This window comes from Lutimonas sp. (genome assembly GCF_051011215.1).
GTDB lineage: Bacteria > Bacteroidota > Bacteroidia > Flavobacteriales > Flavobacteriaceae > Lutimonas.
The window spans coordinates 20,277-38,553 of sequence record NZ_JBPCUJ010000050.1; the positions used below are offsets into that span (position 1 = coordinate 20,277).

An 18,277-nucleotide genomic window follows, 5' to 3' on the forward strand; every position below is an offset into this window, starting at 1 on the left:
TATCAAAATAAGCCTGATTAAATAGGGATATGCAAAAATTACCCGCCTATTTTTAAATTATAATTTCTAAGTATTTATACGTAATTATGTAATTTAGCTGCTAGTTAAATTCATTCTATTATGGCTCGTAAAACGTCTTATAAAACAACTTGCTCTTATTGCGGAGTTGGCTGCGGTATCATCGTACACAAAGACAGCAAAGACAAACTTTCTGTACAGGGAGACCCCGACCATCCGGTGAACAAGGGGATGCTATGTTCAAAGGGGATGAATCTAAATTATGTGGTTCAAAACACTTCGGAAAGAATACTATATCCTGAAATGCGTTGGAACAGAAACCACCCCATGCAGCGCGTTACCTGGGATGAAGCTCTGAAAAGAGCCGCAGCTATCTTCAAATCTCTGGTCTCAAAATACGGACCAGACAGTGTTGGTTTTTATGTGTCAGGACAATGTCTCACAGAAGAATACTATATCATTAATAAGCTTGCAAAAGGTTTTATTGGTACTAACAATATTGATACAAATTCAAGGTTGTGCATGAGCTCTGCCGTGGTAGGCTATAAAAAAACGATTGGGGCAGACGCTGTACCAATCTCTTACGAAGATATTGAACTGGCAGATTGTTTTATGATTGCTGGCGCTAATCCAGCCTGGTGTCACCCCATTCTCTTCAGGAGGCTGGAGAAACACAAGGAGGACAATCCAAAAGTAAAAATCATAGCAGTAGACCCGAGAAAAACAGCAACCACTGCCATGGCTGATCTACATTTACAAATTATCCCAGGAACTGATGTGGTCTTGTACAACGCCATTGCCAAACGCCTGATCGAAAAAAACAAAATTGACAAGCGATTCATTAAGAATCATACGGACAACTTTTACGAATTAAAAGAACTCGTTTTTAAAACCTCATTGCATCAAGCGGCCAGGATCTGTGGCATCACCGTGAATGAAATTAAAAAAGCCGCTCAGATGATCGGTCATTCAATGAATTTTATAAGCATGTGGACCATGGGGCTGAATCAAAGTGTGATTGGTGTGGATAAAAATGTATCGCTTCTGAATATCTCTCTATTAACAGGGCAGATTGGAAGGCCGGGAGCCGGACCATTTTCCTTAACGGGTCAACCCAATGCCATGGGAGGTCGCGAAGTTGGAGGTATGGCAAACCTCTTGGCGGCGCATAAAGATCTTTCCAATGATGCTCACAGAAAAGAAGTGGAAGACTATTGGGGAAGTAAACCGATTCAAAAGGAACCTGGACTGACGGCGACCGAAATGTTTGACGCACTGAATGAAGGAAAACTAAAGGCCATTTGGATTGTATGTACCAATCCTGTAGTGAGTCTTCCTGATTCAAAAAAAATAGAAGCAGCTCTTGAGAAGGCAAAATTTGTGGTTGTACAGGACATATCGCATGATTCCGAAACCAGTAAATATGCGGACCTGTTACTTCCGGCAGCGGGATGGTTGGAAAAGGAAGGTGTGATGACGAATTCCGAAAGAAGGGTGAGTTATCTGGAAAAGGGCATCGATCCTCCTGGAGAAGCACTTCCGGATGCTGAAATTTTTACGCGTTTCGCTCAGGAAATGGGCTTCGAAGGATTCAACTATGAAAATTCAAGTGAAATCTTTGAGGAGCATACCCGGCTCACAAAAAATACCAATATTGATATTTCCGGCCTTGACTATAACAGGCTTAAAGAAGAAGGCAGCAAGCAATGGCCGGTGCCCGCAAAAGAACATCCGGGAACTCCACGACTATTTGAGGACCGTAAGTTTTACACGCCTAATGGAAGAGCACAATTCAACCTCCCCAAACAGATCTTAAACAAATCTGAAAAAACATCCGTAGCATACCCATTAGTGCTTACCACAGGAAGAGTCAGAGATCAATGGCATACAAGAACCAGAACGGGAAAAGTCAATAAACTGGGTACACATATTCCCAAACCCTATTTAGAAATGAATAGCGTGGATGCCTATGAGAGAAAAATAAAAGAAGGAGATGTCGTTATTATCAAAAGTAAAAGAGGTGAAGTACGTGTTACCGTTCAACTTAGTTATGAGATCAGAAAAGGTGTCGTCTTTATGCCCATGCATTGGGGCAAGATCCTTAATAATGATTTTGGAAGGGCCAACAACTTAACAAACAATCTTGTAGATCCTGTTTCTAAAGAACCTGATTTCAAATACAGTGCTGTGGAGGTCAGCAAGTTTGAAAAACCGGTTCAGAAAATTTGTGTCATTGGCGCCGGGGCTGCAGCTTATCGATTTGTACAATCGTACAGAGAGGCGAATGAAGTAGATGAAATTGTTATTTTCTCCAAAGAGGCAGAACCTTTTTACAACCGCGTTTTATTACCGGAATACGTAAGTGACGAGTTATCCTGGGAAGCACTTAAAAAATTTAAAAAAGGTGAAATTGACAAGCTCAAACTCAGTCTTTACCCTAATATATCTGTAAACCATGTAGACAAGGAACATAAAGTAATTACTGATAGCCTTGGAAACGAACATACCTATGATGTGCTGATCATGGCTATGGGGAGCAGGGCCTTTGTTCCTGTAAATGCGCAACTGGATTTACCGGGAAGATTTACCCTACGCAGCAGAATGGACGCTGAACGACTGAAAAGCCACCTCGACAACACCCGGCTAAAACCTTCGGACCAACATGTGGTGATCGTAGGTGGAGGATTGTTAGGTTTGGAACTTGCTGCCACACTTAACAAGAAGAACATACAGATTACCATCGTCCAAAGAGCATCGCGACTTATGGAGCGTCAATTGGACCTGGTGGCAAGTAGAATTCTTGCCGAGGATGTACAGGAACGAGGGATTCAAATCTACTTTGACAACGAAGTAAGCACCGTCTTTCAAAACGACAATCCAAACTCCTTGGAAGTAACCCTAAAAACCGGTAAGATCATTTATAGCAATGCCATTGTATATGCCATTGGAACCATTCCAAATGTTGAAATTGCCAAAAGTGCCAAAATAGATTGTCGCAGAGGGGCCATTGTAAATCAGCATATGCAAACCAATGACCCTTCCATATTTGCCTTGGGAGAAATTGCAGAATACAATAACTTTCTCTACGGAATTACCTCCGCGGCCGAACAGCAAGCCGATATTGCCGTCAAATATTTACTGGGAGATCAAAGCAGTATCTATCACGGATCCGTGCTCATGAACATACTGAAGTTTGAAGATCTTGACCTTTGCAGTATAGGTACTGTCAATATTCCGAAAAACGACAATACTTATGAAGAAATTGTTTTTACAGATTTGAATAAAAGGTATTATAAAAAGTGTATCATCCACAATGACAGACTTATTGGAGCTGTTCTCATAGGTGACAAAAATGAATTTGCGGAATACAAAACGCTTATTGAAGACAAAATTGAACTAGGCGATAAAAGAGATCAGATATTAAGATCAAATGAGGCTTCCGTTCCAGTGAAAGGAAAACTGGTCTGCTCCTGTAGTCAAATCGGCCAGGGTAATTTGGAAGAAACGGTTCTTGAAGGGTGTTCGGATTTTTCTGAATTGTGCAAAATGACCGGAGCCGGAATGGGATGTGGAAGTTGCAAACCAGAAGTAAAAGACATCTTAAATCAAACTATTTCATCAAACGCTTTAACCGTATCATAGCATGAGTGAATTAAAAAGAATATTCGTCAAAGGAGGCATTCTTTCTCCAAGTGAATTGAAACAAATTATTCAGGAAGCGAGAAGTCTTGGTTTAGATGCGCTTCATTTCGGGTCCAGACAGGACATTATCCTTCCCGAGCATAGCGAGGTTATAAATGATCATCAAAAATCAGAGATTGAAAATTTCAACAAAGTGATAGATCCAAGTGTGCAAAACATCGTATGCTCTTATGTTTCTGCAGACATTTTTCCATCTACCACCTGGCTCAATGGATCTACCTATTTATACATTCTTGAAAGTTTTAAACATCAACCCAGATTAAAAATAAATATTACGGACCCTGAACAAGGGCTGACCCCGCTTTTTAGTGGCGAATTAAATTTCATCGCCTCACCACATGAGGATTATTGGTACCTGCACCTCAACCTTTCACATTGGGACGCCCCGGTTTATTACCCGGTATTAATTTACAGCTGGGATATCTCCAAAATAGCACAGGTTCTGGAACAAACCTGGCGTGACGCCGAAGATGTGGAGGAATTGTTTTTATTGGTCAATGATATCTTTCAGGGAAATAACAGGACCATTGAAAAAGAGCTATTGGTTCCCTATAAACCATTCCCTTATTATGAAGGCATGAACAAAATGGGTATCAAACAATATTGGTTAGGTCTGTATTGGAGGAATAACAAATATTACCTCAGTTTTCTCGAAGATTTTTGTGAATTTTGTCTTGATAACCGCATCGGGAAGATTTGCATCACTCCCTGGAAATCATTTATCGTGAAAGGGATCCCTACGGAGAGTAAATTACTATTGGAAAAGTTCTTAGGGAAGTCAGGAATAAATGTCAGGCACTCTTTATTGGAATTAAATTGGCACTTACCGGTTGCGGACAAAGAAGCACTGGCCTTGAAAAAATTCATCGTTATGAATTTTGATCAAAACGATATTAGCACCTATGGTCTCACGTTTGCAATAACCACAAGAGCCTCCAGAAAAATATACTTTACTTCTATTGTCATTGAAAAAAATAATGTACCGGATCTGATAAAACAATATCATATCAGACCCACTTACAATGTTTTATACGGTGAAAGATTTGATCCGAACAGTCAAAAATACCTGGTCTATGCGCAAGATGTTGATCAGATTGAACTTCCTGGCTTATTGATGGAATTGAGTAAACTATACTTCGAACAATTAGGGGAACAGGACAGCGAGAATCAGTTGCCAGACAAGGATGAAAATCCTGAAAAAAAACAAGTACACCAATGTACCAGTTGCTTAACCGTCTATGATCCGGAATATGGCGATTCTTTTAATGAAATCGCCGCAGGAACAAGCTTTGAAGATCTACCGGATACGTATGAATGCTCCATCTGTGCTTCCGCGAAGAAGACATTTGAAATTGCCACTATTTAATTAAGAATTCGTTTTTTTTATCTTAATCATTTCCTTGGTCAGCTCATTGAGCTTCGACACTTTTTCTTCAAAATCTCCCTTGATCGTCTTTCTATAGGCATTGAGATTTTCGACCAGCTCATTCATATTCTCAGGTAAAATCTCTTCAAAAAACTGACGTAGTCTTTTGGCCGCAGTCGGTGATTTTCCATTCGTAGAAATTGCAATTTTTACATTTCCTTTGGTAACGATTCCTCCCATATAAAAATCACAGTAAGGTGGGTTGTCGGCCAAATTCACCAGGATATTCTCTTTTTTACAATCGTTATATACCTGAATGTTCACATCCAGATCGTCCGTTGTGGCTATCACGATCTGCTTTGCTGACAGATAACTGCTGTTATAGGCATCCTCAATGATGCTGACATGATGCCCTTTGGCTAGCTCAAGAACTTCCGGAATAAACATCTTTGAAACAATCGTAACATTTGCAGAAGGACTTGATTTTAACAAGAAAGTCAATTTTTCAAGACCTACATTTCCTCCCCCAACAATCAATACTTCCAAACTTGCCACTTTCAAAAACACAGGATACAACTCGTTTTTTTCCAAATTTATTTGCTTTAAGAATTATGAATAATAGTTCAAAAATAATTGATTTTATGAAATGCTTGGTGAATCTTTTTCAATTTTATTTACTGTTCCTGAGATAGTATGATGAAAATCATAAAAGTTTCCAAGTCTAGCAATTACTTTTACTTTCTGAACATTTGAATCTGAACGTGCATGAAAAATTTAGTTCTTGGAAATGAAGCCTTGGCACAAGGGGCCATAGATGCCGGGATATCTGGAGTTTATGCCTACCCTGGCACACCTTCCACGGAGATCACTGAATACATTCAAAAATCAAAAATTTCGAAAGAACTGGGTATTCACACGTCCTGGTCCGTTAATGAAAAGACCGCAATGGAAGCAGCTTTAGGCATGTCCTACAGCGGAAAGAGATCCTTGACCGTTATGAAGCATGTTGGCTTAAATGTCGCTTCTGATGTTTTTATGAATATGGCTGTATCAGGAATAAATGGCGGACTGGTAGTCGTTGTTGCAGATGACCCTTCTATGCATTCCTCTCAAAATGAACAGGATTCTCGATATTACGGAAAGTTTGCTAAAGTACCCATTTTGGAACCGTCAAATCAGCAGGAAGCCTATAACATGATGCATTATGCTTTTGATTTATCCGAAGAAACACAACTACCTGTTTTAATCAGGATGGTTACCCGCCTTTCTCATTCAAGATCCGGCGTTATCTTTAAGGAACGTCGTGCACAGAATGGGATACAGTTACCTATAAACACAGATCGTTTTGCACTTATTCCATCGAATGCCAGAAAACAATACGATCGATTGGTAGACAAAAAAGATATGCTGATCAAAGCTTCTGAAAAATCACCTTTTAACAAGTTGGGCCAGCACAAAGATCGATCTTTGGGTATTATCGCCTGTGGAATAGGCTACAATTATGTGATGGAGAACCTGTCTGAAGATCTCGAGTACTTTTCGCTTTTAAAAATCTCTCAATATCCGATACCCAAGAAAAAAGTAAAAAAACTATTTGAAGATTGCGATGAAGTTCTCGTCGTTGAAGAAGGATATCCTCTGGTAGAAGAACTACTTTCAGATTATTTTACTACCTCTTCAAAAGTAATCGGAAAAATGAGCGGAGACCTGCCTTTAACTGGTGAGTTAACACCAAATAATGTGGCCAGAGCGATAGGATTGTACAGAAAAGAACCTGCCGCCGTCTCTGATCTTGTTGTTGGAAGAGCTCCACAATTATGTGAAGGCTGCGGACACACGGACCTTTTTAATGTTATTCAGGAAATTTTGCCTGAAATTGGACAGAAAAAAGTATTTGGGGATATTGGTTGCTATGCATTAGGAGCAATTGCTCCATTAAACACCATAAACACCCTGATCGACATGGGCGCCTCGATAACCATGGCAAAAGGAGCAGCCGACGCAGGTATAGAAAATGCGATTGCTGTTATTGGTGATTCGACTTTTACACATTCGGGCATGACCGGCTTGTTAGAAGCGGTTAATGAAAAATCACCTATCACAGTGATTATTTCAGATAACTCGACTGTTGCCATGACAGGAGCCCAACCCTCTTTGGCTACAGGTAGGCTTAGAAATATCTGCCTTGGAATTGGCGTACCTCCAGAGCATCTAAAAGTTATAGTACCCCTGAAGAAGAACTTTAAACAAAACCTTCAAGTTCTCCGCAATGAAATTAAATACAAAGGTGTTTCTGTTGTCATATCGGAAAGGCCCTGCGTAAGGCTGAGCAGGGACAGCAAACAACAGATCAAAGAAAAAATAGCCACTTTAAACTAATAAACCCCCATTCATGAAGTCTAATATTATCCTATCCGGAGTCGGTGGACAAGGGATCCTTACTCTGGCCTCAATCATTGACATTGCAGCATTAAAACACAATCTTTTTGTAAAACAATCGGAAGTTCACGGCATGAGTCAGCGAGGTGGCGCCGTTCAATGCCATCTGCGCATCTCTGATAAACAAATCTATTCTGATCTTATTCCTGAAGGTGAAGCAGATCTAATCGTTTCAGCAGAGCCAATGGAGCTCCTGAGGCATATGCCTTATTTAAAAAAATATGGATGGATCATTACTGATTCCAGCACCTTTGAAAACATTGTCAATTACCCTGAAAAGCACGATTTATACAAACAAATAAAAACGCACTGCAACCACATTATTATTAGTGCAAAAAACTGTGCCAAGGAATTAGGGAATTCCAAAATGTGCAATATGATCTTATTGGGAGCTGCATCGGGTCAACTGCCAATTCCTGAAGATTTCTTTATGCAGGCCATTCGCTATTTCTTTAGAGAAAAAAGTGAAAAAATAATCACAAAGAATATCGAAGCTTTTAAAGCAGGGCAAAAAAAAGCAAAAGATTTTGTAGAATTCGTGTACTAAGTAAGCAAGGTACTATTTTTTAAATGGTTTTCTATCACGGACGTCAAGAGAACAACACCTTCTTCAATGGCCTCTTTTGGCATATTGGAAAACGATAATCTCAAACGATTGTCTTTGGTACTTTCTGGATCAAAAGTGCGACCCGTCACAAAGACAACACCTCTGGCCAAACAATCTGCAAACAGATCCGTTGCCTTTATAGATGATGGCAACTCCAGCCATACATAAAACCCTCCCTTGGGTGGTATCCATGTTACTTCAGCAGGAAGGTACTTTTCTAAACTGGCAGCAAGGAGGTCATATCTTTGCGCATATTCCTTTCGCAACAAACAAAGGTAGGGTTGTAAATAACCACCTGAAATAAATTCATTCGCGAGAATTTGCATAAAATTCGAAGTACAGGCATCTAAGGCCTGTTTAATCGTTTCTGCTTTTTCAAATATTTCTTCAGAAGAAATCATATACCCTAATCTGAAGCCAGGACCCAGTATTTTTGAAAATGAACCCGTATAAATGATATCAACATCATACCCTTTATATGTTTTCAATGGTTTAGTCAGATAAGCATCTTTTTCTTCAAAATAAAGATCACCATAGGCATCATCTTCAATAAGAATAATTCCTGTTCCGGATAGTATTTCCAATAATTGTTTGCGACGTTTTTCGCTGTAAATAATTCCTGCCGGATTGTGAAAATTAGGAGTGATATACAAAAATTTAGGACGCTTCTTACACCGTTGCAGCTCCATAGTTAACGCTGCTATATCGATACCTTCAGCATCAATGGGAATTCCCTTGATCTCTGCGCCATAGGTCTCAAAAACCGATAATGCACCAACAAAGCAAGGACATTCAGCAAATATCAGATCCCCTTCATTGATAAATTCCTGCGTGATAATACTGATAGCTTGTAACGACCCTGTTGTAATCAGTAACTTGTTAGAATTCATAGCCATCCCTTTGGCCTTCATCATTGTTTCCAAGGACTTAATTAAGGGAGGATACCCACTGGTGGGTCCATATTGAAAGCAGCGTTTTTTAGTCTCATGATCTAAGTTTGCAAAAATTTCATCAATTTCCCTTACTGGAAAGAGATCATTATTTGGCATACCCGCAGCAAATGAGATGAGGCCTTTCTTTGAAGATTGCTTCATCAATAGTTTTATGTCTTCCGAATGCAAAGAATTTACTGCTCTTGAAAATACATACATAGGCCCTGAACTTAGAATACCAACTCAAAGTTCGCAAATTTAAAAGCCAATTGACTTGATAAATGTCATCTTATTCATCGTTTTTTTTGACTTATTTTACAGTTCAATATGAATAGATGATGCTGCACCCCAAACTAATCAATCCGGAAAGTATTGCTGTAATTGGAGGGTCAGATAATACCGAAAGTATTGGAGGAAGTGTGCTTAAAAACCTTATCGACCAGGAATTCAAAGGAGAATTATTTGTTGTAAATCCAAAAAAAGATACTGTCCAGGATATTATTTGTCTTCATGAGGTATCTGCCCTTCCAGACATAGACCTTGCCATTATAGCCATCCCGGCATTTGACATTCTCGAAGTTGTGGAACAATTAGTGAACAATAAAGAAACAAAAGCCTTTATAATTTTTGCCGCTGGTTTTGCAGAGCTCAATGAGGAAGGCCTCAAACTTCAAAATAAAATCACACAACTAATTACGCATGCAGGAGCAAGTTTGTTGGGACCCAATAATATAGGAATGATCAATGAAAATTACGCTGGCATATTCACAAAACCAATCCCAAGAATTACGAAAAATGGTGTAGATTTTATATCGGCTTCAGGAGCCACTGCTGTATTTACCATCGAAGCTGCGAATCAACTAGGATTATCATTCTCTAGTCTTTTCACCGTAGGCAACAGCGCTCAGATAGGGGTTGAAGAAGTACTCCAGCATATGGATGAATCTTTTATCAAAGGTAAAAGCAGTACTGTAAAAATGCTCTACATAGAAGGTGTTCAAAATCCTGAAAAATTATTAAAACACAGTATTTCATTAAAGCGCAAAGGCTGTTCGATACTTGCGTTAAAGTCAGGCATCACTGAAAAAGGAAAGTCCGCTGCCTCCTCACATACAGGAGCCATGATCAATTCGGATATTTTTATCACAGCCCTTTTTCAAAAAGCCGGAATCATCAGATGCCATAGCAGACATGAATTGGTCACCTGTGCCGCTTTATTGCAAATCACAGATAAGAAACCCAGGAACTTTGCCATTATCACCCATGCCGGAGGACCCGCAGTGATCCTAACAGATACGTTGAGTGCAAAAGGCATTTGCATTCCGGACCTGAATGACGAGCATAGCGATAACATACGGCAATTGCTATATCCGGGAGCCTCGGCTAAAAATCCGGTTGACATCCTTGCTACCGGCAATGCAACACAACTTGAGGATGTTATTAGCTATGTCGAAAACAATATCGATGACATCGATGGCATGATTGTAATTTTTGGAAGCCCCGGTTTGGGAAGTGTTACAGAGGCATTTGATGTCATTCACAAAAAAAGCAGCACAAGTAAAAAGCCTATTTACGCCATCCTCCCATCTGTTGTGAATGTTCGCAATGAAATTCAGGACTTTTTGGCCAAAGGAAATTGCGCTTTTAACGATGAATATCAGTTTGGAACCTGTCTCAGCAAAATACTAAATTCCGGTCTCGCATCCGCAGTATCTATCCAGTCAATGAACAAAGGTGAAGCAAAAATAAAAGCCCTCATTGATTCCTTTTCAGATGGTTTTTTAAACCCTTCTCAGGTATATGAATTGCTCACTGCGGCAAGCATAAAAATGGCTAAACAGGTACTTGTTAAAACAGAATCAGATTTACTGACGGCAGCCAGATCATTCACCTACCCGGTGGTACAGAAAGTAGTCGGTCCTTTGCACAAAAGTGATCAGCAAGGGGTTATTACAAGTGTATTGAACATTACGGAATTGACACACAATTTTAGAAATCTTATGAAGCAAAAAGGAGTTAAAGCCGTGCTGATTCAAGAAATGATTTCAGGAAAAGAGGTGTTTATCGGAGCGAAAAAAGAAGCAGGATTTCCTCCTCTGGTCTTATGTGGTGCCGGTGGAATCTACATTGAGGCCCTTAATGACATTCGTACCGGGCTTGTCCCAATCGACAGAAACGAAGCAAAAAACATGGTGGATGGTTTAAGAATAAATACGATACTAAAAGGGATCCGTGGTGAACCCGGATGCCACCTTGAAGCTTTCTATCAAACCATTGAAAAAGTCTCCAACTTATTAATTCATACTCCTCAAATTGTCGAACTTGACATCAATCCATTGATGATTTCAGCAAACGATATAATTGCAGTAGATGCTAGAATTCGTATAAAAAAATAAGTTTTCGTCTTAAAAGGTGACTGCTTCACCTTGTTCATTTGACGCGTCACTACCTATGTAAAACTCCTGATTCTGGCTTATAATTCTCTTTCTTACCTCACTTAAATCAGGCCTTGCCATGGCTTCTATAATTTCAGCATATTTCAAGGTCTTTGAATCAAATAGTACCACCTGACCTTCTGAACCAGTTGCTTCCATATGTGTCACTGAAACAGATGGAATTGACACAAACAAACCTTTCAAACGTTCATAAACCTTGGCATCCTTACCCATATATGCCCAGGCTTTTACACCTTCCTTTCTACTAGCTTTTTGGCTACCCGAAAGCGATTTCAAAGAGATCATGGTCTTGATCAAAACATCCACGAGCATATACAGACCTGCCCTATTCGAAAAATGTTTCTTGTAAAAAATCCGCAGTGCCCCATAAAAATTTTCTACATAAAACTTGTCTTTCACAGTACTTTCACCTTTAAAATGTAGTACACTACTTGTACCTATATAAAAGTTTTGATACCCTGCTCTTAAAATCCTGTAGCTCAAATCAATATCCTCACCATACATAAAAAAATCTTCATCAAAACCTCCGATGGTATTGTAGACTTCTTTCCTGACAAACATAAAAGCCCCTGTTAATATCTCAACCGGCCCTACAGCTTTATGATCCAGATGATTGGCATAATAAGAGTTTGAATAACCGAGTAATTTCGCACCTGCGACCATCAAGTTCGGAAAATTACGCTTGCTTTCTGGCAGATAACTTCCGGTTCCGTCGATAAAACGGAGTCCTGCAGCGCCAAAATTCTCTTGCCCTTCAGCAAAAGCCAACATATCAGAAAGAGTGGTTTCAGCTAACATGGTGTCCGGATTCAAAATAAGTATATAATCTCCTTGTGCCATTTTAACAGCCTGGTTATTTGCCTTCGCAAATCCCACATTTTCAGCATTTCTTATCAATTGAATATCGGGAAAAGAATTGCTTATCATGGAGCAACTATCATCATTGGAAGCATTGTCCACGACAATAATTTCAATCAGATCTGCCACCTCTGAACTCAAAACACTGCAAAGGCAGTTTTCTAAGAAAAAACGGGCATTATAATTTACGATGATGACTGAAATTCTAATCAAAAGAATCAATTTTTGGCAAAAATATGACAATTTACCATTTAGTCAAGACATAGCTTTATATTTGTCTATATATTGATAAGTGTATGAAATCAGCTACAGTAAGGGAACTAAAACTGGAACTTCAGGAGAGGTCTCCTAAAGAGATATTAGAATTATGTTTGCGTCTTTCTCGATTTAAAAAAGAAAACAAGGAGTTGCTGACCTACCTGCTTTTTGAATCATCAGATGAGGCTATGTATATTGAGAGTGTGAAAGAGGAAATTGATGAAAAATTTGAAAATGTAAATCGAAAAAGTCCTTATTTCGTAAAAAAAAGTATTCGCACTATCTTAAATCACACAAAAAAATATATACGTTATTCCCAAAACAAAGAAACTGAGCTAGAATTGCTCATCTATTTTTGCCAAAAATTAAAAGACTTCAGTCCATCAATCCACAGAAACAGAAAAGTGGAAACTATTTATTTTAGATTGATTGCTGAATGTAAAAAGAAAACGGCCCTTTTGCATGAAGACCTGCAATATGATTATTACAGAGAATTAGAAGCATTCTAAATTTGCTTCAGAAAAAGTTATTGCTTCAGGCCTTGCTGAAAAGGAACCCTGTTTAAAATACTTCTTCCCAATGTTACTTCATCTGCATATTCGATTTCATCTCCCACTGAAATACCACGAGCAATGGTTGTTAAATTGACTTCGAATTTTTGCAATTGCCTATAGATATAGAAATTCGTTGTATCCCCCTCCATCGTGGAACTCAATGCCAGAATAACCTCTTTTATTTCCCCATTCGCTACTTTTTCCACCAGGTTTTCAATGGTAAGATTATGAGGGCCAACTCCTTCGATTGGCGAAATTTTTCCACCTAACACATGGTATAAACCTTTAAACTGAGAGGTGTTTTCAATCGCCATCACATCTCTGATATCTTCAACAACACAAATCACTTCAGGATCTCTCCTTGCATTGGTACAGATTTCGCAGAGTTCCACATCGGAAATATTATGACATTGCTTGCACAACTTGATGTCATCCCTAAAACTTTGAAGTGCGGATGTTAAATACTGGGTCTGCTCTTTTGGCTGCTTTAAAAGATGCAATACCAACCGAAGAGCTGTACGCCTTCCTATACCTGGTAATTGCGCCATTTCATTAACCGCATTCTCTAAAAGTTTCGATGAAAATTCCATGAGGCAAATGTAATGCTTTTAAAAATTTATAACAGAAAAACAAGTTGCAAAAAAAGATGATTTAATCCTGTCATTTAATTCAGACTCAACTTGAAATCAATTATTTTTGTTTTACAATAATTATCTATGTCGCCATTTTTACTTTTGAGTATCGTTCTGCTCTACTTTGCTGTGTTAATTGGGATCACCTACCTTACGGCGAAAGACGACAGCAACGAAGTATTTTTTAAGGCCAATAGAAATTCTCCGTGGTATGTGGTGGCTTTTGGAATGATTGGCGCCTCTCTTTCAGGTGTTACTTTTATTTCGGTCCCGGGATGGGTGGGCAGTACCCAATTCAGCTATATGCAAATAGTACTTGGATATTTTTTCGGATATCTGGTGATAGCTACTGTTTTGCTGCCCCTTTATTACAAAATGAACCTCACCTCTATTTATGAATACCTCTTAGCTCGATTTGGGCCAAAAAGTCATAAGATCGGGGCTTTTTTCTTTTTATTATCCCGCATTTTAATAGCATCTTTTCGCTTGTTTCTAGTGGCCTCTGTCTTACAGTATTTTATACTTGACGCCTGGAACGTACCCTTTGAAGTAACTGTGATTCTATCGGTTGTATTTATTTGGTTATATACCTACCGGGCTGGGATCAAAACCATCGTCTGGACAGACACCTTGCAGACATTTTTAATGATTACTGCGGTCCTTGTTTCGATAGTCCTGATTTTGAACAAATTTCCCATGACGTTGACCGAGTTCACCGCCACTGACAGTTTTAAAGAACAGAGCAAGATATTTTTTAGCGACAGTTTTAAAGATTCTAAATTCTGGTTAAAATCTTTTTTAGGAGGGATGTTTATTGCGATTGCCATGACAGGACTGGATCAAGATAATATGCAGAAAAACCTGACCTGCAAAAACCTGAGAGAAGCTCAAAAAAACATGATTTCTCTTGGGCTTATTCTTATCCCGGTGAATCTTATCTTTCTATTTCTGGGTGCCCTGTTATTCAGCTATGCGCATCAATATCAAATTGACATCCCAATTGTTGATGGCAAAACAAAAACGGATTTACTTTTTCCGGAAATAGCCTTGCACCAGCACCTGGGAATCGAACTGGGAATTATTTTTATTCTGGGTTTGATTGCCGCTGCTTACTCAAGCGCAGATAGCGCACTTACATCACTCACAACTTCTTTCAGTATTGATTTTATCAATTTGGAGGCAAAGTCAGAAAAAGAGAAGAAACGCATTAGAAAAATGGTTCATTTTTCATTTTCCATGCTATTGATCCTGATCATTATTTCCTATCGCAATATCCTTCAAGACAATGTGATCAGTAGTTTATTAAAAGTATCATCCTATACCTATGGACCCTTACTCGGTCTTTTTGCTTTTGGAATTTTCACCAACTATAAGATCAGGGAAAAGTGGGTTTGGCTGGTTGCCATTACTTCCGTATCACTCAGTTATGCCCTAAACCATTATTCTATAGAACTATTTGACGGGTACCAGTTTGGTTATGAAATTTTGATCATTAATGGATTGCTCACCTTTCTGGGGCTTTATCTTATTCGAATTCGACAAACCCAATAAAAAATTAATGTATTTTTGACCTATGGAAAAAGACTTGAGTAATTATAGAAAAAGTTACGAACGCAACCCAATGATCAGAGAAGATTTGCCGGAAAACCCCATGGAGTTATTCCAAAAGTGGTTTTATGAAGCGGACGAATTTGACGGCTTGGAAGAGGCCAATGCCATGAGTGTATCAACACTTGGACTTGATGGTTTTCCAAAAACACGTATTGTATTACTCAAAAAATTTACCTGGGAAGGTTTTATCTTTTATACCAATTACACCAGTGAAAAAGGCAAAGCCATAGCGGCGAATCCAAATGTATGTCTCAACTTTTTTTGGCATGGTCTTGAGAGACAAATCATCATAAAAGGTCAAGCTGAAAAAATTGCTGCTAATTTATCTGATGGTTATTTTGAATCGAGGCCAGACGGTAGCAAACTTGGGGCATTGGCCTCAGATCAAAGTCAGGAAATAGCCTCAAGAGAAGCGCTTGATGATAAATTATATAAACTTGAACAAGCCTATGAGAACAAAGAAATTCCAAGACCTGATTTTTGGGGAGGCTTTATTGTGAAACCAGTTTCCATTGAATTCTGGCAGGGTCGTCCGAACAGAATGCATGATAGAATTCTGTACACCTTGCAAGAATCCTTTGAATGGAAAAAAAGCAGATTGCAACCATAAAAAATGAGTTGAAATTGTTTTGAAAAAAAAATATAAATCGAAAACATACGTTCTCATATTTGATTATATTTGATTTTACGCTTAATCAAACTTGTGACTTGATAAAATGAAAACACTGTTCATTGTGCGTCATGCGAAATCCTCCTGGGTATACGATGGCATTAAAGACATAGACCGACCTCTGAAAAAAAGAGGCATCAACGATGCGTATTTGATATCCAAAGAATTACAGAAAAAAATTGAAACACCTTCTGTGTTTGTCTCGAGTTGCGCGAACAGAGCCTTGCATACTGCAATGATTTTTAGTTATTCTTTTAACTACCCTCTGGCAAACTTAAAAATAAGTAAATCACTTTACAGCTTTAGCGATGGGTACCTTATAAAGACGGTCAAAGCGTTGGACAATGGGTTTGATTCAGCCATTATTTTCAGTCATGATCATGGCATCAGTGATTTTGTCAATACATTCGGTCACAAAAAAATCGATCATGTACCGACCTGTGGCGTTGTTGCCATTGAGTTTAACACCAAACACTGGAAAAACATCAAAGACGGCAAAACCTTATTTACAGAATTTCCTAAATACTATAAATAACCCCTTTACTATTCTTACTTAACTTTGTTAAAATGAAAAGGTTTGTTCATGGCCGAGATCACTTCAGGATCCCTTTTATAGACATCCTTCATAAACATTAAATTATTATTTTGATCCACAGCTGCTGTCAAATAAATCAAGTAAATATTAATTGGTTTTGGCAAGGTAATCGTGGTCGTTTTTCCAGATTTTAAAATTTCATTAATCTTCTCCATATTCCATACTTCTGGATCATCCATCAGACTCATCATCAATCCCCATTTATCCTCTGTTCGAATACAACCATGGCTGAAGGCCCTGTCCTGGCGATTAAACAAGCCTCTGGAAGGCGTATCATGAAGGTATACGGCATATTTATTTGGAAACATAAATTTGACCTCTCCCAAAGCATTCCACGGCCCTGCTTTCTGTCGTATGGTGAATGGAAAATTCCCTCTGGAATACTGGCTCCAGTCGATGTTTGCCGGGTTTAAAACAGCCCCGCTCCGATCAAGCACTTCCATGTGTTTAGCGGCCAGATAGCCTGGATCCTTCTTTAATTTTGGCAGGGTTTCATGAGTTGCAATGGAGTACGGTAAGGTCCACGTCGGGTTCATAACAATATATTTCATCACCCCTTTAAAAACAGGTGATTCCTTGTGGTATTTTCCAACGATAACTCTTGAATCAAAAACCTCTTGACGGTTTGTAATTCTCTTCACATGAAATCCTGCAATATTCACCATTAAAAAATCAGGATCAGGTTCATGAAACACCCATCTCGACCGTTCTAAATTCAAAATAAGCATGTCTATTCTGTCTTCGATCGGAACCCTCATTTGTTCAATGGTTCCTTTTCCTATAACACCATCACTGGTCAGTTTATGTCTCTTTTGAAAATTCTTCACTGCCGTTTCGACTACCGTGTCGAATACCATTTGGTTCTCCTTGGCCTTTACTTTCAAATCACCCACAGCGAGTAAATAGTCTCTTATTTCCAAAATACGCGCCGCTGAATCCCCGGGCTTTAAAGTTTCCCCTTCACTCACCACAGGCCATCCTCCTTCAGAAGCTTCCTTTCTTAATTTTTTCAAGTGAAACTTCATTAAATTGTACATATAATTATTCGGTTTTAGCGCTTCCAAAACCGATTTAATTCTTTTGTTATGCAAGGTTACTGTTAACAAGCTATCAGGATTTGAGGGCCCTTCATTTCGTTCTACATCCCATGATTTCCTGAGATTGGATTGTTCCAGCTTTCCTTCCAATAGGTGCGCTGCATATAAGATCAGCGCATCGGTCATTAATAAATCCAAATCTGCTTTTTCCTTGGCATTTAACTTTGACTTCCCAGATTTGTTAGTAAGATTCTTAATCATCTGAAGGTGATAATCATCAGGAGTCAATCCTTCATCAAAAGAAGACTCCAAACTCTCGATCAGGTCTTTTCGATTTCTGGAATTGGTCCAAGCCGGTTCAAATTCTCTATTGGTATAGAATTGAGGAAGTTCTACTTGAGAGAACAACTCTATGCCATTTACGGAAACGGCATTCCCCCCTTCTTCAGAAACAATCTTGCTTTCAAGTACCTGATCTACAGTTAATTCTTGTGCAAAAATAAATGTAGAAGTAAAGAAGAATAAAAATAAAATCTTTGATT

Annotated in this window: 14 protein-coding genes; 9 read left to right on the forward strand and 5 right to left on the reverse strand. The window is 38.8% G+C overall.

Features of this window, described 5'->3' with window-relative positions; translation table 11 throughout:
* Positions 1 to 120 precede the first annotated feature (120 nt).
* Both ACR2MV_RS05055 and ACR2MV_RS05060 read left to right on the forward strand, forming a co-directional pair.
* Complete coding sequence (locus ACR2MV_RS05055) at positions 121 to 3,660, forward strand: molybdopterin-dependent oxidoreductase (RefSeq protein ID WP_434020814.1); 3,540 nt, start codon at positions 121 to 123, stop codon at positions 3,658 to 3,660.
* 1 nt (position 3,661) lies between these two features.
* Positions 3,662 to 5,086, forward strand: coding sequence for a rubredoxin (locus ACR2MV_RS05060; RefSeq protein WP_434020815.1), 1,425 nt, complete (start codon positions 3,662 to 3,664; stop codon positions 5,084 to 5,086).
* Here the strand turns inward: ACR2MV_RS05060 and ACR2MV_RS05065 are convergent, their stop codons facing one another.
* A complete protein-coding gene (locus tag ACR2MV_RS05065; RefSeq protein WP_434020816.1) occupies positions 5,087 to 5,677 on the reverse strand; it encodes a precorrin-2 dehydrogenase/sirohydrochlorin ferrochelatase family protein in 591 nt (196 codons plus the stop codon).
* A 174-nt stretch (positions 5,678 to 5,851) separates the two neighbouring features.
* On the opposite strand from ACR2MV_RS05065, the gene ACR2MV_RS05070 reads away from it, so the two are divergent.
* Positions 5,852 to 7,465 (forward strand): thiamine pyrophosphate-dependent enzyme, encoded by a 1,614-nt coding sequence (locus tag ACR2MV_RS05070; protein ID WP_434020817.1) that lies wholly within the window; start codon positions 5,852 to 5,854, stop codon positions 7,463 to 7,465.
* A gap of 13 nt (positions 7,466 to 7,478) precedes the next feature.
* Positions 7,479 to 8,072 (forward strand): indolepyruvate oxidoreductase subunit beta, encoded by a 594-nt coding sequence (locus ACR2MV_RS05075; RefSeq protein WP_434020818.1) that lies wholly within the window; start codon positions 7,479 to 7,481, stop codon positions 8,070 to 8,072.
* On the opposite strand, the gene ACR2MV_RS05080 is transcribed toward ACR2MV_RS05075, so the two are convergent.
* Positions 8,069 to 9,283, reverse strand: coding sequence for a PLP-dependent aminotransferase family protein (locus ACR2MV_RS05080; RefSeq protein WP_434020819.1), 1,215 nt, complete (start codon positions 9,281 to 9,283; stop codon positions 8,069 to 8,071). The genes ACR2MV_RS05075 and ACR2MV_RS05080 overlap by 4 nt on opposite strands.
* Positions 9,284 to 9,399: 116 nt before the next feature.
* Here ACR2MV_RS05080 and ACR2MV_RS05085 point away from each other — a divergent pair, with 116 nt between their 5' ends.
* Complete coding sequence (locus ACR2MV_RS05085) at positions 9,400 to 11,460, forward strand: acetate--CoA ligase family protein (protein WP_434020820.1); 2,061 nt, start codon at positions 9,400 to 9,402, stop codon at positions 11,458 to 11,460.
* A 9-nt stretch (positions 11,461 to 11,469) separates the two neighbouring features.
* Here ACR2MV_RS05085 and ACR2MV_RS05090 read toward each other — a convergent pair whose 3' ends face one another.
* Entirely contained in the window at positions 11,470 to 12,591 is a 1,122-nt protein-coding gene (locus ACR2MV_RS05090; RefSeq protein WP_434020821.1) for a glycosyltransferase family 2 protein, read from the reverse strand.
* Positions 12,592 to 12,674: 83 nt separating this feature from the next.
* Between ACR2MV_RS05090 and ACR2MV_RS05095 the strand changes: the two genes are divergently transcribed.
* Positions 12,675 to 13,145, forward strand: coding sequence for a hypothetical protein (locus ACR2MV_RS05095; protein WP_434020822.1), 471 nt, complete (start codon positions 12,675 to 12,677; stop codon positions 13,143 to 13,145).
* Between the two features lie 17 nt (positions 13,146 to 13,162).
* On the opposite strand, the gene recR is transcribed toward ACR2MV_RS05095, so the two are convergent.
* On the reverse strand, positions 13,163 to 13,780 hold the full coding sequence (recR, locus tag ACR2MV_RS05100) for a recombination mediator RecR (RefSeq protein WP_434020823.1): 618 nt from the start codon (positions 13,778 to 13,780) through the stop codon (positions 13,163 to 13,165).
* A 126-nt stretch (positions 13,781 to 13,906) separates the two neighbouring features.
* Here recR and ACR2MV_RS05105 point away from each other — a divergent pair, with 126 nt between their 5' ends.
* From ACR2MV_RS05105 to ACR2MV_RS05115, 3 genes are all read left to right on the forward strand, one after another.
* Positions 13,907 to 15,373 carry a sodium:solute symporter gene (locus tag ACR2MV_RS05105; RefSeq protein ID WP_434020824.1) on the forward strand — a complete coding sequence of 489 codons (1,467 nt, stop codon included), beginning with the start codon at positions 13,907 to 13,909 and terminating at the stop codon, positions 15,371 to 15,373.
* 22 nt (positions 15,374 to 15,395) lie between these two features.
* Positions 15,396 to 16,043, forward strand: coding sequence for a pyridoxamine 5'-phosphate oxidase (gene pdxH / locus ACR2MV_RS05110; protein WP_434020825.1), 648 nt, complete (start codon positions 15,396 to 15,398; stop codon positions 16,041 to 16,043).
* 106 nt (positions 16,044 to 16,149) lie between these two features.
* Positions 16,150 to 16,638, forward strand: a complete 489-nt coding sequence (locus ACR2MV_RS05115) for a SixA phosphatase family protein (RefSeq protein ID WP_434020826.1) — start codon at positions 16,150 to 16,152, stop codon at positions 16,636 to 16,638.
* 14 nt (positions 16,639 to 16,652) lie between these two features.
* Here ACR2MV_RS05115 and ACR2MV_RS05120 read toward each other — a convergent pair.
* The coding region (locus tag ACR2MV_RS05120) for a L,D-transpeptidase family protein (RefSeq protein ID WP_434020827.1) at positions 16,653 to 18,277 on the reverse strand (1,625 nt) is incomplete at its 5' end.

What these genes read in the sequence shown, in the direction of transcription:
- ACR2MV_RS05055 (WP_434020814.1), top strand. Translation starts at nt 121, where the DNA reads ATGGCTCGTAAAACGTCTTATAAAACAACTTGCTCTTATTGCGGAGTT.
- ACR2MV_RS05060 (WP_434020815.1), top strand. Translation starts at nt 3,662, where the DNA reads ATGAGTGAATTAAAAAGAATATTCGTCAAAGGAGGCATTCTTTCTCCA.
- ACR2MV_RS05070 (WP_434020817.1), top strand. Translation starts at nt 5,852, where the DNA reads ATGAAAAATTTAGTTCTTGGAAATGAAGCCTTGGCACAAGGGGCCATA.
- ACR2MV_RS05075 (WP_434020818.1), top strand. Translation starts at nt 7,479, where the DNA reads ATGAAGTCTAATATTATCCTATCCGGAGTCGGTGGACAAGGGATCCTT.
- ACR2MV_RS05080 (WP_434020819.1), bottom strand. Translation starts at nt 9,283, where the DNA reads ATGTATGTATTTTCAAGAGCAGTAAATTCTTTGCATTCGGAAGACATA.
- ACR2MV_RS05085 (WP_434020820.1), top strand. Translation starts at nt 9,400, where the DNA reads ATGATGCTGCACCCCAAACTAATCAATCCGGAAAGTATTGCTGTAATT.
- ACR2MV_RS05095 (WP_434020822.1), top strand. Translation starts at nt 12,675, where the DNA reads ATGAAATCAGCTACAGTAAGGGAACTAAAACTGGAACTTCAGGAGAGG.
- recR (WP_434020823.1), bottom strand. Translation starts at nt 13,780, where the DNA reads ATGGAATTTTCATCGAAACTTTTAGAGAATGCGGTTAATGAAATGGCG.
- ACR2MV_RS05105 (WP_434020824.1), top strand. Translation starts at nt 13,907, where the DNA reads ATGTCGCCATTTTTACTTTTGAGTATCGTTCTGCTCTACTTTGCTGTG.
- pdxH (WP_434020825.1), top strand. Translation starts at nt 15,396, where the DNA reads ATGGAAAAAGACTTGAGTAATTATAGAAAAAGTTACGAACGCAACCCA.
- ACR2MV_RS05115 (WP_434020826.1), top strand. Translation starts at nt 16,150, where the DNA reads ATGAAAACACTGTTCATTGTGCGTCATGCGAAATCCTCCTGGGTATAC.